We start from the raw sequence: 15986 nt of genomic DNA on the forward strand, positions 1-15986 counted from the left end.
CCTCAGGCCGGCGTACGCGCCTCGTCGACCAGCAGCACCGGGATGACCTCGTCCCGCACCGGGTAGATGCGCCCGCAGCCGGTGCACTCCAGCTCCTCGGCGAGCGGTCGGAGGTCGGACCGGCACGCCGGGCAGACGATGATCTCCATGAGGGCGGGGTCGATGTTCACGGCTGGCTCCTGATGATCGCGAGCGACTCGTCGCGGAGTCGCTCCATGGTGGCGGTGTCCCTGCCCTCGACGTTGAGCCGGAGCAGCGGTTCGGTGTTGGAGGGGCGCACGTTGACCCACCAGTCCGCGTGGGTGAACGTGGTCCCGTCGAGCTCGTCGACCGTGACGCCCTCGCCGTCGAGATGGTTGCGCAGCGCGGTCAGCACCCGCTCCCGGTCCTCGACGGTGGAGTTGATCTCACCGCTGGCGGCGTACGGCGTGTAGCGGTCCACCAGCCTCGAGAGGGGTACGTCGGCCCCGGCGAGCGCGGCGAGCGCGTGCAGCGCCGCGAGCATCCCGGAGTCGGCGTACCAGAAGTCGCGGAAGTAGAAGTGCCCGCTGTGCTCGCCGCCGAAGACGGCGTTCTCCTGGGCCATCGTGGCCTTGATGAACGAATGCCCGACGCGTGTACGGACCGGGCGACCGCCGAGCTCGCCGACCAGCTCGGGCACCGCGCGGCTGGAGATCAGGTTGTGGATGATCGTCGCGCCGGGCTCGCGGGCCAGCTCCCGGGCGGCGATCAGCGAGGTGAGGGCGGACGGCGACACCGGCTCGCCCCGCTCGTCGACGAGGAAGCAGCGGTCGGCGTCGCCGTCGAAGGCCAGGCCGATGTCGGCGCCCTCGGCGACCACCCGCTCCCGGAGGTCGCGGAGGTTCGCCGGCTCGATCGGGTTGGCCTCGTGGTGGGGGAACGTGCCGTCGAGCTCGAAGTACATCGGCACGACCTGCAGGTCCTCGATCCGGCCGAGCACCGCGGGCGCGGTCAGGCCGGCCATCCCGTTGCCGGCGTCCACGACCACCGTCAGCGGCCGGCCGGAGACCGGGGCGAGGGCGAGCAGGCGGTCGGCGTACTCCTCCAGGAGGTCGCGGCGGCTCCGGACGCCCGGCTCCTCGGCCGTCGGCTCGTCCCCGGAGGCCACCAGGTCGCGGATCTCGGTGAGCCCCGTGTCGGTCCCGACCGGCCGGGCGCCCGGGTGGCACAGCTTGAGCCCGTTGTAGGCCGCCGGGTTGTGGCTGGCGGTCACCATCGCTCCCGCCCGGTCCAACGCCCCCGAGGCGAAGTAGAGCTCGTCGGTCGAGGCCAGACCGATCTCGACCACGTCGGCACCGGCCCGGCTCGCGCCCTCGGCGAAGGCGGCCGCCAGGCCCGGCGAGCTGGTGCGCATGTCGTGGCCCACGACCACGTCGGTCGCGCCGGTGGTCGCGACGAAGGCCGCGCCGATCCGGCGGACCAGGTCGACGTCGAGCTGCTCGGGCACGCGCCCGCGGACGTCGTAGGCCTTGAACACCTGGGCCAGGGCGGCCGGGTCGTGCAGGGCGGTCGGCGGCATGCCGAGCAGCCTAGTCAGTCCGAGGACAGCGCTCGCAGGTGTCCCCGGCGGGCGCCCTCGCGCACCGACGCGGGCTCGGGCTGGGCCTCGGGCTGCGGCGCCGGCCGGCCGGCCTCGCGTACGGCGTCGGCCAGGGCCACCAGGTCGTCGGGGCTGGGCCCCGCGGCCGCCGGGTCGGGGGCCAGGCGGAGGACCTCCCACCCGCGCGGGGCCGACAGGCGCTCGCTGTGCACGTCGCAGAGGTCGTAGGCGTGCGGCTCGGCGTGCGTGGCGAGCGGCCCGACCACGGCGGTCTGGTCGGCGTAGACGTAGGTCAGGGTCATCACCGCCGCGCGGGTGCACGCGGTGCGCGAACAGCGACGGACGGGACTCACGCGGCGACGGTACCCCGCGCCTCCTCACGCCCCGGTTAGGCTCGCGGAATGCAGTCGCCGCAGTCGCTCTCCTCGGCCCCGGCGGGCCGTCGCCGACGGGATCGTCACGGGCGGGGCATGCGCGGTCCGGGGGTGCTCCCCCGGGTCCCGGGGCGGCCGGAGCGACGTACGGCGCGTCAGCGGTTCGACGACCTGGTGGTCACCGTCGTCGCCGAGATCGAGGACCGCTGGGCCGACAGACTGGGCCTGGTGGAGTACGGCGTCGAGGACACGCCCCAGCTGCCCGAGGACTGGGAGTCGGTCAGTGTGCCGCTCGCGTCCCTCGTGCGCCGCGGCGGCGCCGACCCGCACCGCATCGTGCTCTTCCGCCGCCCGATCGAGCAGCGCGCCGCGAGCCGCGAGGAGCTGGAGGGGCTGGTGCTCACCGTCGTCGTCGAGCAGGTCGCCGAGCTGCTGGGCGTGCCGCCCGAGGACGTCGACGACCGGTACGGCGACGCGGACTGACCGCCTCCCCAGGGGCGACCGGTGCCTTCCCCGCGGGCGGCTCCCTCGGTGGTCGGCTGGACTCATCGGTGGTCGAGCTGGTCGAGACCCCGGGCTCGCGTGAAGAATCGACCACGACCCGGGGTACTGCACCGCGTTCCGGCCTGCGCGGGTGCATTTCTGCACATGACCGGGAGGTCTTCACCCCAGGGGCGGCTCCCTCACTGGTCGAGCCGGAGTATCGGTGGTCGAGCTTGTCGAGACCACCCAGGCCTGCCGGTGGTCGAGCTTGTCGAGACCACCCAGCACTCTCGGTGGTCGAGCTTGTCGAGACCATCCAGCACTCTCGGTGGTCGAGCTTGTCGAGACCAGTCTTCGTCGGCAGGTGGCTGCTCACGTGCGTCGGGAGAAGCGGACTTTGCCGTGTTTGTCGAGGTGGTGCTGGAACGCGGGGTCGTGGATCATCTGGTGGTGAGAGGGGCAGTAGAACCTGCCGTCCTTCACGCTGGTGGAGCCGCCCTTCGACCACGGTGTCTCATGATGGGCCTGGCACTTGTCGGCGGGCATGTCGCAGCCCGCGGCGGAGCAGCCGCCGTCGCGGACACCCATCGCGATCCGTTGCGCGGGGGTGTGGAACCGGCGCCGGCGGCCCATGTCCAACACCACCGAGGGTCCGCCGAGGACGATCGGGATGATCCCGGCCTCACAGGCCAGGCGCCGGGCTTGGCCGGCGGTGATCTTGGACCCGGTGTCCAGGGACGCTGCCTTCAACCCGCCCAGCAGGGTGTCCAGCTCCATGGTCACCACGACGGTCGCGGAGATCCCGCCGGAGGTGGGGAGGGTGTCGGCGGGACGGGACTCGATCAGCTCGCAGAACGCCTCACCCAGTCCCGTGCGCGACAGCGGCCGGTGCCGCTGGGCCTGGACCGGGTCGACCGCACCGTCCACAGCGTCGGCATCGGCCGCGGCGGCGTTGGTCTGCTCGGCCACCGTCGTAGTGGGGTGGGTGTGCTTGGACCAGGCGATGGCGTGGACCTGCCGGCGCAGCATCTCCCCCTGCGCGACCGGGAGGGTGAACCAGCCCCGCATCGTGCCGTCACCGGAGTCCCGGATCCCGAACCCGACCCGCTCCCGTGCGGCGCGTTCTTCGGCCTCGAGTCGTCGGGCTTCTTCGGCGTCCGCGGTCGCGGGGTCGATCACCTCCAACAGCCGCCGCCCCAGCACCCGCAGGTCTTTGGCGTCGTGATCGGCCGCCAGGTCCAGCATCCGTTCCGTGGCGGCGGGCAGCACCCACGGCTCAGCATCCTCCGGCACCTGCTCCAGGGCGTCGGTGATCGCGCGGGCCTGGTCGGTCAGGATCCGCCCCGACTCCAACGCCTCGGCGACCTCGGGGTGGGCCTCGACCTGGGTCGCGAGCCGGCGCAGGGCGTGCGCGTCGCGGCGGACCATCCGCATCCGGTGGGCCCACCAGTTCGTCGTCGACGTCGCCCCCGAGGCCAGGCCGGTCTCCACCGAATCGGCGTGACGCAGCACCCGCAACAACAGCGCATCGGTCTGCGCCCGGGCCCGGGTCAACGCCTCCAACACCTCCCCGGCCTCGCCCGCGCCCATGGACCACACCGGCACCCCGGCCGCCTGCGTGAGTTCGGTCTCGATGCGCGCGACCGCAGCGGCCACCGGGTGGCTCGGATGCAGCGGCTTGGTCGACATACCCGGACTCTTCCAGGCGCCACCGACACTCCCACCCGGCCAACGACCCTCATCCACACCCATCCGGGTCACGATCAGGTAACAGGCGTCAAACCACGCCAGGCCCGTGGTCTCGACAAGCTCGACCACCGATCACAGGTGGTCTCGACGGGCTCGACCACCGAAGGCCGGCCGTGGTCTCGACAAGCTCGACCACCGCAAGCGGCTCGACCACCGAAGGCAGCTCGACCCGGACGGAGACCTGGTCTCGACAGGCTCGACCACCGCAAGCTGACCAGCGACCTCGGATCAGCGCAGCGCGGGGCGGACGGCCGGGACCTCGCCGGTGACGGGGGGCGCGACCAGCGGCAGGACCGCGTGCCCCCGGCCGCCGAGGGCGACCACGCCGGAGACCGGCGAGCCCGAGACCGAGACCTGCACCGACGTCGCTCGCGCCGGCAGCGACCACGAGACCGCCCGGTCCGGCCCCACGGACAGCCGCCGGCGAGCGACCACGGCCCCGTCGGCGGACCGGGCCACCACCGACGCGGACGCCTCCCCCGACGCGCCGCCGAGCACGACCCGCGCAGGACCGCCCGGCAGGGCCGCGGCCGCCCGGCCGGAGAATCGCGGGGCGGGTGCGAGATGGGACAGGTCGCCGTCCACCACCTGCCGCAGCCCGGCCACGAGAGGACCCGTGCCGGTCACACGGAGCCCGAGAGCCCCGCGGCGCACCTGCGCCTCGACGTCCGGCAGGCGCACCGCGGTGACCGAGCCGGGGGCGACCCGAACCTCCTCGGCACCGGTCGGCGTGAACGTGCTCCTCGCCGTCACCACCTCCACCCGGGCACGGACCTCGTCGTCGCCGGGGTTGGTGACCAGAAGCGTCCGCTCCCCCGCCCCCGGCACCAGCCCCATCAGCAGCGAGGACCGCGAGGGCCCGGCCGTCGCGGGGATCCAGTCGCGCAGGCCACCCGAGCCGACCGGGGACAGCTCGTCGGCCACTGCGACCGACAGCCGGCCGCGGGAGACGACCACCTGCGCCGACATCAGGCCCGTCCGGGGGAGCACCCGGGCCAGGTCGACCCGGCGCACCCCGCCCCCGGGGACGCTGATCCCCCGCAGCTGCGGGGACCGGACCGCGCCACGCGCGGTGTGCACGGTCAGATCGGCGACCGCGGTACCCCGGTCAGGGTTCACCAGCTCGACCACCGACCGGTGCTCGAACTGGCCGCCGAGGCCGCTGAACCACTGCTCACCGGCAGGAGCGGGGCAGGAGGTGGCCGCGACCGGGCTGCCGCCGGCCCGGGTCCCGAGCAGCCCGGGAGCCACCGAGTCGCGTCCGGTCACCAGCGCCGGCTCGGGCACCCGCACGGTCCCGACTCGACCCGGGCGCACCGGCACCCGGGTCGCCGGGGCACGCCCGGCGCGACGCACCTCGAGCCGCCCGCTCGCGTCCGTCGTCGTCATCGCCCGGACCGCCCCGGTTCCGGGGATCGCCGCCGGGCACGCGACGTCCGCGCGGGTGAGCGGCCGGACGTCGGGCGGCGCCGGCGAGGGGACCTCCGTGCTCGCCGGCCGGACGAGCAGGAGGCCACCGACGGTCAGCAACGGCAGCAGGACGGCGAGGACCACGGTCAGCGAGACCCGCTCGCCCGCGGCGCGGTGGGTCGATGTGCTCACGCGGCCTCCCTCCGACTCGGGGCGCACAGCACCAGCGCGACCACGAGCGCGAGGCCCTGGACGATCACCAGGACGACGCGGTACGACGACCCCGGAGCGGCCAGCGACTCGGCCGACAACGGGGCGGTCACCTGCCACGCGCGCATGGTCCGGTCCGCCGTACCGGCCCGGACCAGGCCCGGGGCGGTGTCCAGGACCGCCGCGACCCGCGGGTCGGCCGGGCTGCTGAGGACGACGTACTCGATCCCCTCGCCGGCCAGCGAGCGCGCGACCGCGGGCGTCGGGCGGCTCAGCAGCGCGCCCATCGTCTCGGTGAGCCGCGGCTCCGGCGCGGTCAGCGCGGCGATCTCCGGCTCACCCACGGTCGGCCCGTCACCGCGCCGGACGACGTAGTCGAGCCCGTCGGCGAGCGAGCCGGAGAGGACGACGATCCCGTGCTGGGGACCGAGGTCGGCGCTCTGCTCCATGTAGGCGGGGATCCCCTGGTCGCCGGTCGGGCCCAGCTCGTCGTCGGCGAACGCCGCGAACCACACCAGGCCGGAGAGCGGCACCAGCAGCAGGGCGACGCCCGCGATGGCGCCGGCGACCCGGGGTGCGGACCCGCGGACCAGGCGACGGGACGGGGCGGCGCCCGCGATCACCACGGCGACGACGGCCAGCCCCTGGAGGAGTACGGCGACCAGCGCCAACCCCGGGCGGGTCGTGCCGCCGCCCAGCGGCAGCTCCACGACGGAGAGGAGCAGCGCCGCCACGGCCGCCACCAGGGCCACCAGCCAGCACACCAGGACCGGGATCCGGGTGGCCACGGGAACCAGGGCCGCCACGGCCAGCAGGGCCACCACGAGGCCCGGCCAGAACGGCGCCGCGAGGTCTCCGACCACGCCCGTGACGAGGTCCAGGGAGTCCAGCGATGCCACCGGCAGCAGCCCGGGGTCGAGCAGCAGGCCGCCGGCGTGACCGCGCACCAAAAGCGGCAGCCACCAGGGAAGGAGCAGCGCGGCCGAGGTGCCGAGGGCGGCGAGCACCGGCCCCACGACCGAGCGCTGCCACACCGCGTCGCGGGCCAACGCGGCACCCGCGGCCAGCAGGACCACGACCAGCAGCACCGCCAGCGGCCACGCGACGGGCGCGAACGCGGTGACGACCGCGAGGAGCACGCCGGTGCGCCAGCCCGCGCGCCACCGGCGGTCGGCCTCGGGGTCGGCCAGGCCGAGCCCTGCGTGGGCCAGCCAGGGGAGGAGGGCGGCCGCCGCGACGACGCCGTACCGCCCCTCGCCCCAGGCGCCGCTCACGGCGGGCACCAGCGCATAGGTCATCGCGCCCCAGCCGAGCAGCCAACGCGGCGCCCCGAGCGGGGTGGCGAGGTGACCCGCGACCCGCAGCAGGCGCCACGCGCCCCAGAGCGCGACCGGGAAGGAGAGCACCATCAGCACGCCGACGGCTGCCTGGGCGCTCCCGCCCAGGAGCAGGCCGAGACCGGCGAGGACCGGGAGGTACGCCGGCGCCGCCACATCGCTGCCGAGCTCGATCGGGTGCCAGTCCTCGGTGTGCAGGCGCCACCAGTCCCCCACGCCCGCGGGCGCCGGTGGCAGCGCGCCTCCGGAGACGGCACCCCAGGCGTCCCGGGTGGCGATCGCCACCAGCACGAGGAACACGGTGAGCCCGATCGCCACGGGGCTGGTCAGCAGCGCCACCAGCCATCCGCTGTCGGGGGCTAGCTCGTCCTCGTCGTCGAGCAGCTCGCGCCGCTCCCGCTCCGGCCGGGTCGGCGTGCCGAGGTCGGAGCGTAGGGCCGCCGCGCGGCGTCGCTCGGCCACGTCCTGGGCCTGACCGGTGAGGGCGGTGCCGAAGTCGACGACGGCGTCCAGGCCGTGCCGGTAGGGCACCCACCAGCGCGGCAGCAGCGGCCGGACCTCGCGATCCGCGACGCTCGCCCGCTCGCGCCGGACCCGGCGCGCGGCCAGGAGCCGGCCGGGGCGGCCCAGCACCGCGCCGAGCGCGGCCAGCTCGTCCATCGCCGGGCCGACCGACCGGATCAGCAACAGCCCGAGGGCCCGCAGCACCGAGCCGATGACCAGGCGCACCGCGAGGAGCGGAGCGCGCCAGCCGGGGGTGTTGGCCAGGAGCGTCCACAGCGCCGCACGGCGCTCCTGGTAGTGAGTGTGCCGCCCCGTGAGCGGCGTACGGCGCAGCCCGCGGTGGGCCGCCTCGGCATGGAAGACCACCGCGGCCGGTGCCACCACGGTCGTGTGCCCCGCCCGCGCGGCCCGCCAGCCGAAGTCGAGGTCGTTGCCGAAGACGGGGAGCTCGTCGTCGAAGCCGTCCAGCTCGTCCAGGACGCGACGCCGGACCAGCATCCCGGCGGTGTTCACCGCGAGGACGCGGCGGACCTCGTCGTGCTGGCCCTGGTCGTACTCCCCCCGCTCCAGGCCGGTCTCGCGCCGGCCGGTGCCGGAGATCGTCACGCCGAGCTCGAGCAGCCGCCGCAGCGAGGGCCACTCGCGCAGCTTCGGCCCCAGGACCACCGCCTCCGGGTGCTGCTCGGCCGTGGCGAGCAGCTGCTCGAGGGCGTCGTGGGCGGGGGTGGCGTCGTCGTGGAGGATCCAGACCCACTCGTCCTCGCCGGCGGGCTCCAGGGCGGCGAGCCCGTCGCGGACGGCAGTGCCGAACGGGGTGTCGCGCGGCGCCTCGACCACCCGGTCGATCACCGGGGAGGCGGCCAGCTGCTGGAGGGTGTCGGCGTCGCGGCCGGTGTCGACCGCGACCGTACGGTCGACCGGTTGGGACTGGGAGGCCAGCCCGTCCAGGACCGCGGGGAGCCACCGGGCGCCGCCATGGGAGACCAGGAGCGCCGTGACCATCACGCCGCGGAAGCCTACAAGCGGGCCGGGTCCGGCGCCGATTCGCCGCCGGACCCCGCCGTACGCCTCAGACCGCGCGCTTCTTCAGCTTGCGGCGCTCACGCTCGGACAGACCGCCCCAGATGCCGAATCGCTCGTCGTTCATCAGCGCATACTCCAGGCAGTCCTCGCGCACCTCACAGGTGAGGCACACCTTCTTCGCCTCCCGGGTCGAGCCGCCCTTCTCGGGGAAGAACGCCTCCGGATCCGTCTGCGCACACAGCGCCCGGTCCTGCCACCCGACCTCGTCAGCGTCCGGCTCTACAAGAAATAGCTCTCTCACAGCCTTCGCCCTTTCGACCCTCGTTCGTCTCCCACGCAGCCCGTGGCCGGAGCCCGAGCCTGGGGAAGAACACTGTGGGAATTACATGCCTGTCGTACACCGAAAGTCAAGCCCGGATCTGGTATGGGCCCCCCACACGCGCCGTGATATGAGGTGCTGGTGCAGTCTTTCGCCATGACCGAAGGCACCCCTCCCATGCGTCGGATCACCGTCCTGTCCGGCGGGGTCGGCGGCGCGACGTTCCTCCGCGGGCTCCGTCACGGCATCCGCGAGCAGACCCTCCCGGGCGTCGCCGCCGACGCCGAGATCACCGTGGTCGCCAACACCGCCGACGACTGGTGGATCCACGGGCTGAAGGTCTGCCCGGACCTGGACACGGTGATGTACACCCTGGGCGACGGCATCGACACCGAGCGCGGGTGGGGGCGCAAGGACGAGACCTGGCACGCCAAGGAGGAGCTGGCCGCGTACGGCGTCGAGCCGTCCTGGTTCGGGCTGGGAGACCGCGACCTGGCGACCCATCTGGTGCGCACCCAGCTGCTGGACGCGGGCTACCCGCTCTCCGACGTCACCCGGGCGCTGTGCGAGCGCTGGCAGCCGGGGGTGCGCCTCCTGCCGATGACCGACGACCGGGTCGAGACGCACGTCGCGATCCCGGACCCCGACTCCCCCAGCGGCAGCCGGGTCGTGCACTTCCAGGAGTACTGGGTCCGGCTGCACGCCGAGGTCCCCGCCGAGACCGTCGTGGTCGTCGGCCTGGACAGGTCCACGCCCGCGCCGGGCGTGGTGGAGGCCCTGACCGACACCGACCTGGTGCTGCTGCCGCCGTCGAACCCGGTCGTCTCCGTGGGCACGATCCTGGGCGTCCCCGGCATCCGCGAGGCGATCCAGAGCAGCCCGGCGCCGGTCGTCGGCATCTCCCCCATCGTCGGCGGCCGGCACGTCCGGGGCATGGCCGAGCAGCTGCTGACCGGCATCGGGGTCGAGGTCAGCGCCGCCGGGGTGGCCCGGCACTACGGCGCCCGCAGCGCCGGCGGGGTGCTGGACGGCTGGCTGGTCGACGAGCAGGACGCCGCCGAGGTGGCCCGGGTCGAGGACGCCTCGATCGCCTGTCGCGCCGTACCCCTCATGATGAGCGACGACGCGGCGACCGCCGCCATGGCCGCCGCCGCCGTGGAGCTCGGGCGGGCATGAGCCGGCTGGAGGTGCTCGCCCCCGGCGGGATCGGCGAGGTCGACGCGCGGACCGACCTGGTCCGGCTGATCGCGGACGCGCTCGACCTGGCCGACGGCGACATCGTGGTGGTGACGAGCAAGATCGTCAGCAAGGCCGAGGGGCTGCTGCGCCGCGGCGACCGTCAGGATGCCGTGGACGAGGAGACCGATCGGGTGGTCGCCCGCCGCGGGGCCACCCGGATCGTGCGGACCCGGCACGGCCTCACGCTGGCCGCGGCCGGCGTGGACGCCTCGAACGTGCCGGCCGGGCGGCACCTCGTCCTCCCCCGCGACCCCGACGCCTCCGCGCGCCGGCTGCGGGCGGGGCTGCAGGAGGCGACCGGACGGACGGTGGCGGTCCTGATCACCGACACGGCCGGGCGGGCGTGGCGCGAGGGCCAGGTCGACATCGCCATCGGCGCCGCGGGCCTGACGGTGATGGAGGAGTACGCCGGCCGGCGCGACGGCTACGGCAACGAGCTGGCCGTCACCCGCCCGGCGGTGGCCGACGAGCTGGCCTCGGCCGCCGAGCTGGCGGAGGGCAAGCTGGGCGGTCGGCCGGTCGCGCGCGTGCGTGGCCGCGCGGACCTGGTCCTGCCCGCCGGAGAGGACGGCCCCGGCGCGGCCGCGCTGGTGCGGCCGGAGGGCGCCGACATGTTCGGGCTCGGCGCCCGGGAGGCGGTCGTGCGTGCGCTGACGGGGCGGCCCGAGGACCGGGCCGTCTTCGGCGCTCCCGCTTCCGAGGAGGACCTGCTGCTGGCCCTCCGAGCGGTCGTGGGCGACCACAGCCTCCGCGTGGCCGACAGCACCGCGGAGCAGCTCACGGTCGAGGTGCCCGCCGACCACCTGCCCGGCCTCGCCGCGATCTGCTTCGCCCACGGCTGGGAGCCGGTGCCGGAGCAGCCTCAGAGCAGCTCGTCGCGCCCCTCGTCGCCGAGCTCGGTGACGATCCGGCGCACGTCCTGAGCCCGCGCCGCGGTGGTGACGAGCAGGGCGTCCGGGGTGTCCACCACGACCACGTCGTCCAGCCCGACGACGGCCACGACCCGCGACCCGTCGGCGACGACCAGCCCGGAGGCGTCCACCGAGCGCACCTGCGCCGGGTCTCCCACGACGGTCAGCCCCGCTTCCCCGGCCACCGTTCCCAGCGAGGCGAAGTCGCCGACGTCGTCCCAGCCGAGGTCGGCCGGGACCACGGCCACCCGGCCGGCGGCCGCCGCCGGCTCCGCCACGGCATGGTCCACCGCGATCCTGGGCAGGCGCGGCCAGATCTCCTCCAGGAGCGCGGGGTCGGCGGCGATGCGGCGCAGGTCGGCGGCGAAGTCGGGATCCTGCTCGGCCAGCAGGTCGAGCAGGACACCGGGGCGGGCCAGGAACATGCCGGCGTTCCAGCGGTGGTCCCCGCCGGCGACATACTCCCGGGCGACGTCGGCCGACGGCTTCTCCACGAACGCCTCCGCGCGATGCACGCCCGGGAGGTCCGGGAGCAGCTCACCCACCCGGACGTAGCCGAACCCGGTCGCCGGGTGGGTGGGGGCGATCCCGATCGTCACCAGCCAGCCGGCCCGCGCGGCCGCCGCACCCGCGTTCACGGCGGCCCGGAAGGCGTCCGGGTCGGCGATCACGTGGTCCGCGGCGAAGGAGCCCAGCACGGTGTCGGGGTCGCGCCGCTCGAGGACGGCCGCCGCCAGCCCGATCGCCGCCATGGAGTCCCGCGGCGACGGCTCGGCCAGCACGTCGGCGGGATCCAGCACGGGGAGCTGGTCGAGCACGGCCTCGCGGTGCGCCGCACCGGTCACCACCACCACCCGGTCCCCGGTGAGCGGCTCCAGCCGGTCCACGGTCGCCTGCAGCAGGGTCCGGCCGGAGCCGGTCAGGTCGAGGAGGAACTTCGGCCGCGCCCGGCGCGACAGCGGCCAGAGCCGGGTCCCGGACCCGCCGGCGGGTACGACGGCCCAGAAGTCGTCCATACCGCGCAGGCTATCCCGGGCGCCCCGTAGCCTGGGCCGGGTGCCGGTCTTCCACGACATCCTCCAGCCCCTGCTGCGTGCGGACCCGGGACGCCCGCTGGTGACGTTCTACGACTCCGCGTCCGGCGAGCGCACCGAGCTGTCGGTGGCGACGTACGCCAACTGGGTGGCCAAGGGCGCCTCGCTCCTCGCCGACGAGTCCGGCCTCGAGCGCGGCCAGCGGCTGCTCGTCGACCTCCCGACGCACTGGCTCGGCCCGGTGTTCCTCGGGGCCGCCTGGACGGTGGGGCTCGAGGTCGTCTGGCCGGGTGAGGAGGCCAACAGCGCGGACGCGGTCGTGTGCGGCCCCGACGGGGTGGAGAGGTACGGCGACCTCGCGGACCGCCTCCCGGTGCTGGCCAGCGCGCTGCTGCCCCTCGGCGTCCGCTTCCCGACCCCGCCCGGTGGCGGGATCGTGGACATCGGAGTGGAGATCTGGGGCCAGCCCGACGCCTTCACGCCCTGGGACCCGCCGCTCGGCGACGACCTCGCGGTCACCGGGCAGACCCACGACCAGCTGTGGGAGGCGGCCGCCGCGAGCCCGCTGGCCCACGGCGACCGCCTCCTGGCGGAGTCGAACCCGGCTTCCCCGTCCGGGCTCGGCTCCTTCACCGGGCCGTTGGCCCGGTCCGGCTCCCTGGTCCTCGCGGTGAACGCGGACCGGGAGCAGCTGCAGCGGATCCGGGACGACGAGCGCGTCACCGGCTCCGGAGGTCAGCCGGCGCTGGAGTAGGCCCCCATCCCCTCGGCCAGGAACCGCCGCGGCCCGAAGCCGCCCTGGGTCCCGGGCAGCATCCAGAGGTAGCCCGTGGCCCGCTCCCGGACGATCACGTCGGGGTGCGCGCTGCCGGTCATGTCGGAGACGCCGAGCACCCAGTCGTAGCGGCTCAGGTCGATCCCGAGGTCGGTCTCGCCACCCGTGAGCCCGCCGGGACCGTTGCCGCGCATCCACACCAGCCGGTCGCCCTTGCGCAGCAGCGTGTCCGGGGCACCGTCGGAGTCCCAGCGCCCGATGCCGATCTGGCTGGAGGCGGTGCGGGCGCTCCGCGCCACGACGCTGGACTCGATCCCCGACAGCCCGCCGCCGGAGTAGAGCCGCATGGCCCCGCCCGTGGGCTGCCCGAGCAGGTCCGGCCAGCCATCGCCGTCGAAGTCGCCGGCCGCGGTCAACAGGCGCACCGAGCCGAAGCCCTTGGCCAGCACTCGCCGGTCGGCGAACTTCCCGCCGCCGAGGCCGCGGAAGAGGTACAGCGTGCCGGTGTCGGCACTGCGGGCGACCAGGTCGCCCTTGCCGTCCCGGTCCCAGTCGCCGACGCGGAGCACGGTGTCGGCCCAGCCGAGCGTGAGGCCGGTGTCGATCGGCGCTCGGGTGTCGAAGCGTCCGCGGTTGGGCACCACGACCACGGAGGACCCGGACCGGCCGACCAGGTCGAGCTCCGGGGACCCGGTCACCTGGGCGGTGCTGAGCGAGCTCAGCCCGGCGGCCCGGCTCATCGGGCCCAGCGCCCGGCCGAAGGTGCCGTCGCCGCGGCCCGGCAGGACCGTGGTGGCGCCGGAGGCCTTCGAGCGCAGCACCAGGTCCGCGGTGCGGTCGCCGTTCCAGTCGCCGCCGCCGACCACGGTGTCGTAGCCGCCGTAGCTGCCGGGGATCCGGCGCGCGTTGTCGGCACCGAAGGTGCTGCCGGCGATCCCGGGCCGCAGGGTCAGGACGCCGCCCTCGCGGACCACGACGTCGGGCCGGCCGTCGCCGGTGACGTCGCCGACGCCGGAGATCAGGTCGTAGCCGCCCCATCCGGTCCCCTTGAGGACCGTCCGGAAGGTGCCGTCGCCGTCGCCCAGGAAGACCACCAGCCGGTTCCCGCCGGCTTGGCGCCCGACCAGATCGTTCCTGCCGTCCCCGTTGAGGTCGCCGACCGCGGTGATCTTCTCGTAGCCCTTGAAGACGCCGAGGGTGCGCACCGGGGCGCCGAAGCCGCCCTTGCCGTCACCGGAGCGGACCTGCACGGACCCGTCGCCCATCCGGAGCAGCACGTCGCCGGTCTTGTCGCCGGTGACGTCCGGGGTGGCGACGACCTCGCGGAGGTCGAGCCCGGTGAGCACCTTCTGCGGAGTGCCGAGCGAGAGCAGGCCGCCGGTCGGCAGCACGAACGCCCGGCCGTCGCTCTTGCGACGTACGACGATGTCGGGGAAGGCGGTCGAGGCCAGGTTCGACTCCAGCTGCCGGCCGGCCCAGGACCTCTGGGCGGCCTTGGCGTAGCGACGGATCGCTGGCAGCTGGGCGTAGAGGTAGCGCCCCGGGCAGGCGGTCGAGCCCGCGTCGCGGTGGCCGTTGATCGCCGGGAACGTGCGGTCGCCGATGCGCTGGGAGGTCGACGCGGCGTCCACGCCGTGCAGCGACAGCTTCCAGCCCATCAGCCGGCCGTAGGCCCGCAGCATCTCCTCGGAGGGCCGGGCGGTGTCGAAGTTGCCGATCGCCGACATGGCGAAGGCGTAGTCGTTGTAGCCGAGGGTGTGCGCCCCCACCACCGGACGGTCGACGCCCCCGGCGCGCCCCTCCCAGATCCGGCCGAAGCGGTCGACCAGGAAGTTGTAGCCGATGTCGCTCCAGCCGCGCGAGCGGGTGTGGTAGGCGTAGATGCCGCGGATGATCGAGGGCACCTGATCGCGGGTGTAGTCGTTGCTGTTCACCGTGTGATGGACGAACCCGCCCTGGATCTCGTAGTAGCTCGGCGACCCGTCGCGCAGGCTCTCGTCGGCCCCCCACTGTGCGCGGGAGAAGATCTGCGGCTTGGGGGTGAACTCGGTGGCGCGCAGCGCCAGGGCGCCGTCGCTGTCGGTGCCGGCGGCGCTCTCGTCGCCGTCGGCGGCGACGTCGGAGCCGGGGGCCTCGCCGGTGCCACCGGCCTGCGGCGTGGTCGCCGGGTCGTCCGCGCCGGTGTCGATCGCGGGCGGCTCCGTCGCGGTGGCCCCGTCCGTGCCGGGGTCCACCACGGCGAGGGACATGTCGTCGGGGATCCGGGCGCCGTCGGTGCTCACCCGCACCTGGACCTCGTCGACGTCGCCCACCACCACCGGATCGGTGCCCGGGCGGACGTCGTCACCGAGCTCCTGCTTCGCGGGCCCGTGCTCGTCCTGGTACTCGATGGGCTGCCAGACCGACCAGCGGCCGTCCTTGAGGGAGCGCACCTCGAAGGTCATGGCGCCGGCCGGGACGTCCACCCCGGAGCGCCAGGTGATGCCGACCGTGCCGTAGCCGGTCACCGGCTGCGGCTCGCTGACCAGCACGTCCCCGGTCGCCTCCTCCGAGGGCTCCGGGCCGGCGGTCGCCTCCGGCTCCGCGGGACGCGGCCCCAGGGAGTCGGGGGTCATGCCCTCACCAGAGGCGTCCGGCTCGGGTGCGGTCTCCTTCGGCTCGCTGTTGCGGGCCTCCCCGCCCGCACTGGTCAGCGCGACCTCGGTGACCTGCGGCGCGACGTTGCGCTCCGGCACCCGGGCAGGGGCGGCGTCGGGCGCGGGGGCCGCGGTCGCCTCCCGCGGGCCGCTCTCCTGCGGAGCCTGCGCGTCCTCACGCGCCGCGGCGCGGTCCCGCGTCTCGGCGGGGCTGGGCGCTACGCCGGCACCCGCGCCGGGCACGGGCTGGCTGGGCTGCGCCAGGTCGAGTCGGACGACGGAGGCCGCCGGCGTCAGGGCGACCAGCACCGTGCCGAGCACCAGGAACTGCTGGCACGCGGTCACGTAGCGGCTGCGGAAGGGCGACATACGAGCAACTCCATGTGGGGGAAGTAGTCACAGGAGTAGCAAGTTTCACATC

At 74.9% G+C, this 15986-nt stretch carries 13 protein-coding genes; 4 read left to right on the plus strand and 9 right to left on the minus strand.

The genetic code is table 11. From position 1 onward, the window contains the following. Positions 1–2: 2 nt before the first annotated feature. From K8W59_RS12180 to K8W59_RS12190, 3 genes are read right to left on the minus strand one after another with little or no spacing between them, the layout of a single operon-like run. Positions 3–170, minus strand: coding sequence for a Trm112 family protein (locus K8W59_RS12180; protein ID WP_223394187.1), 168 nt, complete (start codon positions 168–170; stop codon positions 3–5). Then, positions 167–1540, minus strand: coding sequence for a phosphomannomutase/phosphoglucomutase (locus tag K8W59_RS12185; RefSeq protein WP_223394189.1), 1374 nt, complete (start codon positions 1538–1540; stop codon positions 167–169). Before K8W59_RS12185 ends, K8W59_RS12180 begins: the two co-directional genes overlap by 4 nt. 14 nt (positions 1541–1554) lie before the next feature. Beyond that, on the minus strand, positions 1555–1914 hold the full coding sequence (locus K8W59_RS12190; protein WP_223394191.1) for a DUF3499 domain-containing protein: 360 nt from the start codon (positions 1912–1914) through the stop codon (positions 1555–1557). Positions 1915–1962: 48 nt separating this feature from the next. Between K8W59_RS12190 and K8W59_RS12195 the strand changes: the two genes are divergently transcribed. Further along, positions 1963–2418 (plus strand): metallopeptidase family protein, encoded by a 456-nt coding sequence (locus K8W59_RS12195; RefSeq protein WP_223394193.1) that lies wholly within the window; start codon positions 1963–1965, stop codon positions 2416–2418. Positions 2419–2790: 372 nt separating this feature from the next. Here the strand turns inward: K8W59_RS12195 and K8W59_RS12200 are convergent, their stop codons facing one another. The 4 genes from K8W59_RS12200 to K8W59_RS12215 form a co-directional block, all read right to left on the minus strand. Further along, positions 2791–4107, minus strand: a complete 1317-nt coding sequence (locus tag K8W59_RS12200; RefSeq protein WP_223394195.1) for an HNH endonuclease signature motif containing protein — start codon at positions 4105–4107, stop codon at positions 2791–2793. A 288-nt stretch (positions 4108–4395) separates the two neighbouring features. Next, complete coding sequence (locus K8W59_RS12205; protein WP_223394197.1) at positions 4396–5769, minus strand: DUF5719 family protein; 1374 nt, start codon at positions 5767–5769, stop codon at positions 4396–4398. Next, positions 5766–8630, minus strand: a complete 2865-nt coding sequence (locus tag K8W59_RS12210) for a glycosyltransferase family 2 protein (protein WP_223394199.1) — start codon at positions 8628–8630, stop codon at positions 5766–5768. The genes K8W59_RS12205 and K8W59_RS12210 overlap by 4 nt, the downstream gene beginning before the upstream one ends. 67 nt (positions 8631–8697) lie before the next feature. Further along, positions 8698–8952, minus strand: coding sequence for a WhiB family transcriptional regulator (locus K8W59_RS12215; RefSeq protein ID WP_223394201.1), 255 nt, complete (start codon positions 8950–8952; stop codon positions 8698–8700). 174 nt (positions 8953–9126) lie between these two features. Here K8W59_RS12215 and cofD point away from each other — a divergent pair, with 174 nt between their 5' ends. Both cofD and cofE read left to right on the plus strand, forming a co-directional pair. Then, complete coding sequence (cofD, locus tag K8W59_RS12220) at positions 9127–10146, plus strand: 2-phospho-L-lactate transferase (protein WP_223394203.1); 1020 nt, start codon at positions 9127–9129, stop codon at positions 10144–10146. Beyond that, positions 10143–11132 carry a coenzyme F420-0:L-glutamate ligase gene (gene cofE, locus K8W59_RS12225; RefSeq protein ID WP_223394205.1) on the plus strand — a complete coding sequence of 330 codons (990 nt, stop codon included), beginning with the start codon at positions 10143–10145 and terminating at the stop codon, positions 11130–11132. Before cofD ends, cofE begins: the two co-directional genes overlap by 4 nt. Here cofE and K8W59_RS12230 read toward each other — a convergent pair. Beyond that, positions 11072–12136 carry a mannose-1-phosphate guanylyltransferase gene (locus K8W59_RS12230; RefSeq protein WP_223394207.1) on the minus strand — a complete coding sequence of 355 codons (1065 nt, stop codon included), beginning with the start codon at positions 12134–12136 and terminating at the stop codon, positions 11072–11074. The genes cofE and K8W59_RS12230 overlap by 61 nt on opposite strands. Before the next feature lie 40 nt (positions 12137–12176). On the opposite strand from K8W59_RS12230, the gene K8W59_RS12235 reads away from it, so the two are divergent. Then, on the plus strand, positions 12177–12908 hold the full coding sequence (locus K8W59_RS12235) for a TIGR03089 family protein (protein WP_223394209.1): 732 nt from the start codon (positions 12177–12179) through the stop codon (positions 12906–12908). Here K8W59_RS12235 and K8W59_RS12240 read toward each other — a convergent pair. After that, a complete protein-coding gene (locus tag K8W59_RS12240) occupies positions 12890–15934 on the minus strand; it encodes an FG-GAP-like repeat-containing protein (protein ID WP_223394211.1) in 3045 nt (1014 codons plus the stop codon). The genes K8W59_RS12235 and K8W59_RS12240 overlap by 19 nt on opposite strands. Positions 15935–15986: the final 52 nt, after the last annotated feature.

This window comes from Nocardioides rotundus (assembly GCF_019931675.1).
GTDB lineage: Bacteria > Actinomycetota > Actinomycetes > Propionibacteriales > Nocardioidaceae > Nocardioides > Nocardioides rotundus.

Coding starts and splice junctions, on each gene's coding strand:
- K8W59_RS12185 (WP_223394189.1), bottom strand. CDS start 1,540: ATGCCGCCGACCGCCCTGCACGACCCGGCCGCCCTGGCCCAGGTGTTC.
- K8W59_RS12195 (WP_223394193.1), top strand. CDS start 1,963: ATGCAGTCGCCGCAGTCGCTCTCCTCGGCCCCGGCGGGCCGTCGCCGA.
- K8W59_RS12200 (WP_223394195.1), bottom strand. CDS start 4,107: ATGTCGACCAAGCCGCTGCATCCGAGCCACCCGGTGGCCGCTGCGGTC.
- K8W59_RS12210 (WP_223394199.1), bottom strand. CDS start 8,630: ATGGTCACGGCGCTCCTGGTCTCCCATGGCGGCGCCCGGTGGCTCCCC.
- cofD (WP_223394203.1), top strand. CDS start 9,127: ATGACCGAAGGCACCCCTCCCATGCGTCGGATCACCGTCCTGTCCGGC.
- cofE (WP_223394205.1), top strand. CDS start 10,143: ATGAGCCGGCTGGAGGTGCTCGCCCCCGGCGGGATCGGCGAGGTCGAC.
- K8W59_RS12230 (WP_223394207.1), bottom strand. CDS start 12,136: ATGGACGACTTCTGGGCCGTCGTACCCGCCGGCGGGTCCGGGACCCGG.
- K8W59_RS12240 (WP_223394211.1), bottom strand. CDS start 15,934: ATGTCGCCCTTCCGCAGCCGCTACGTGACCGCGTGCCAGCAGTTCCTG.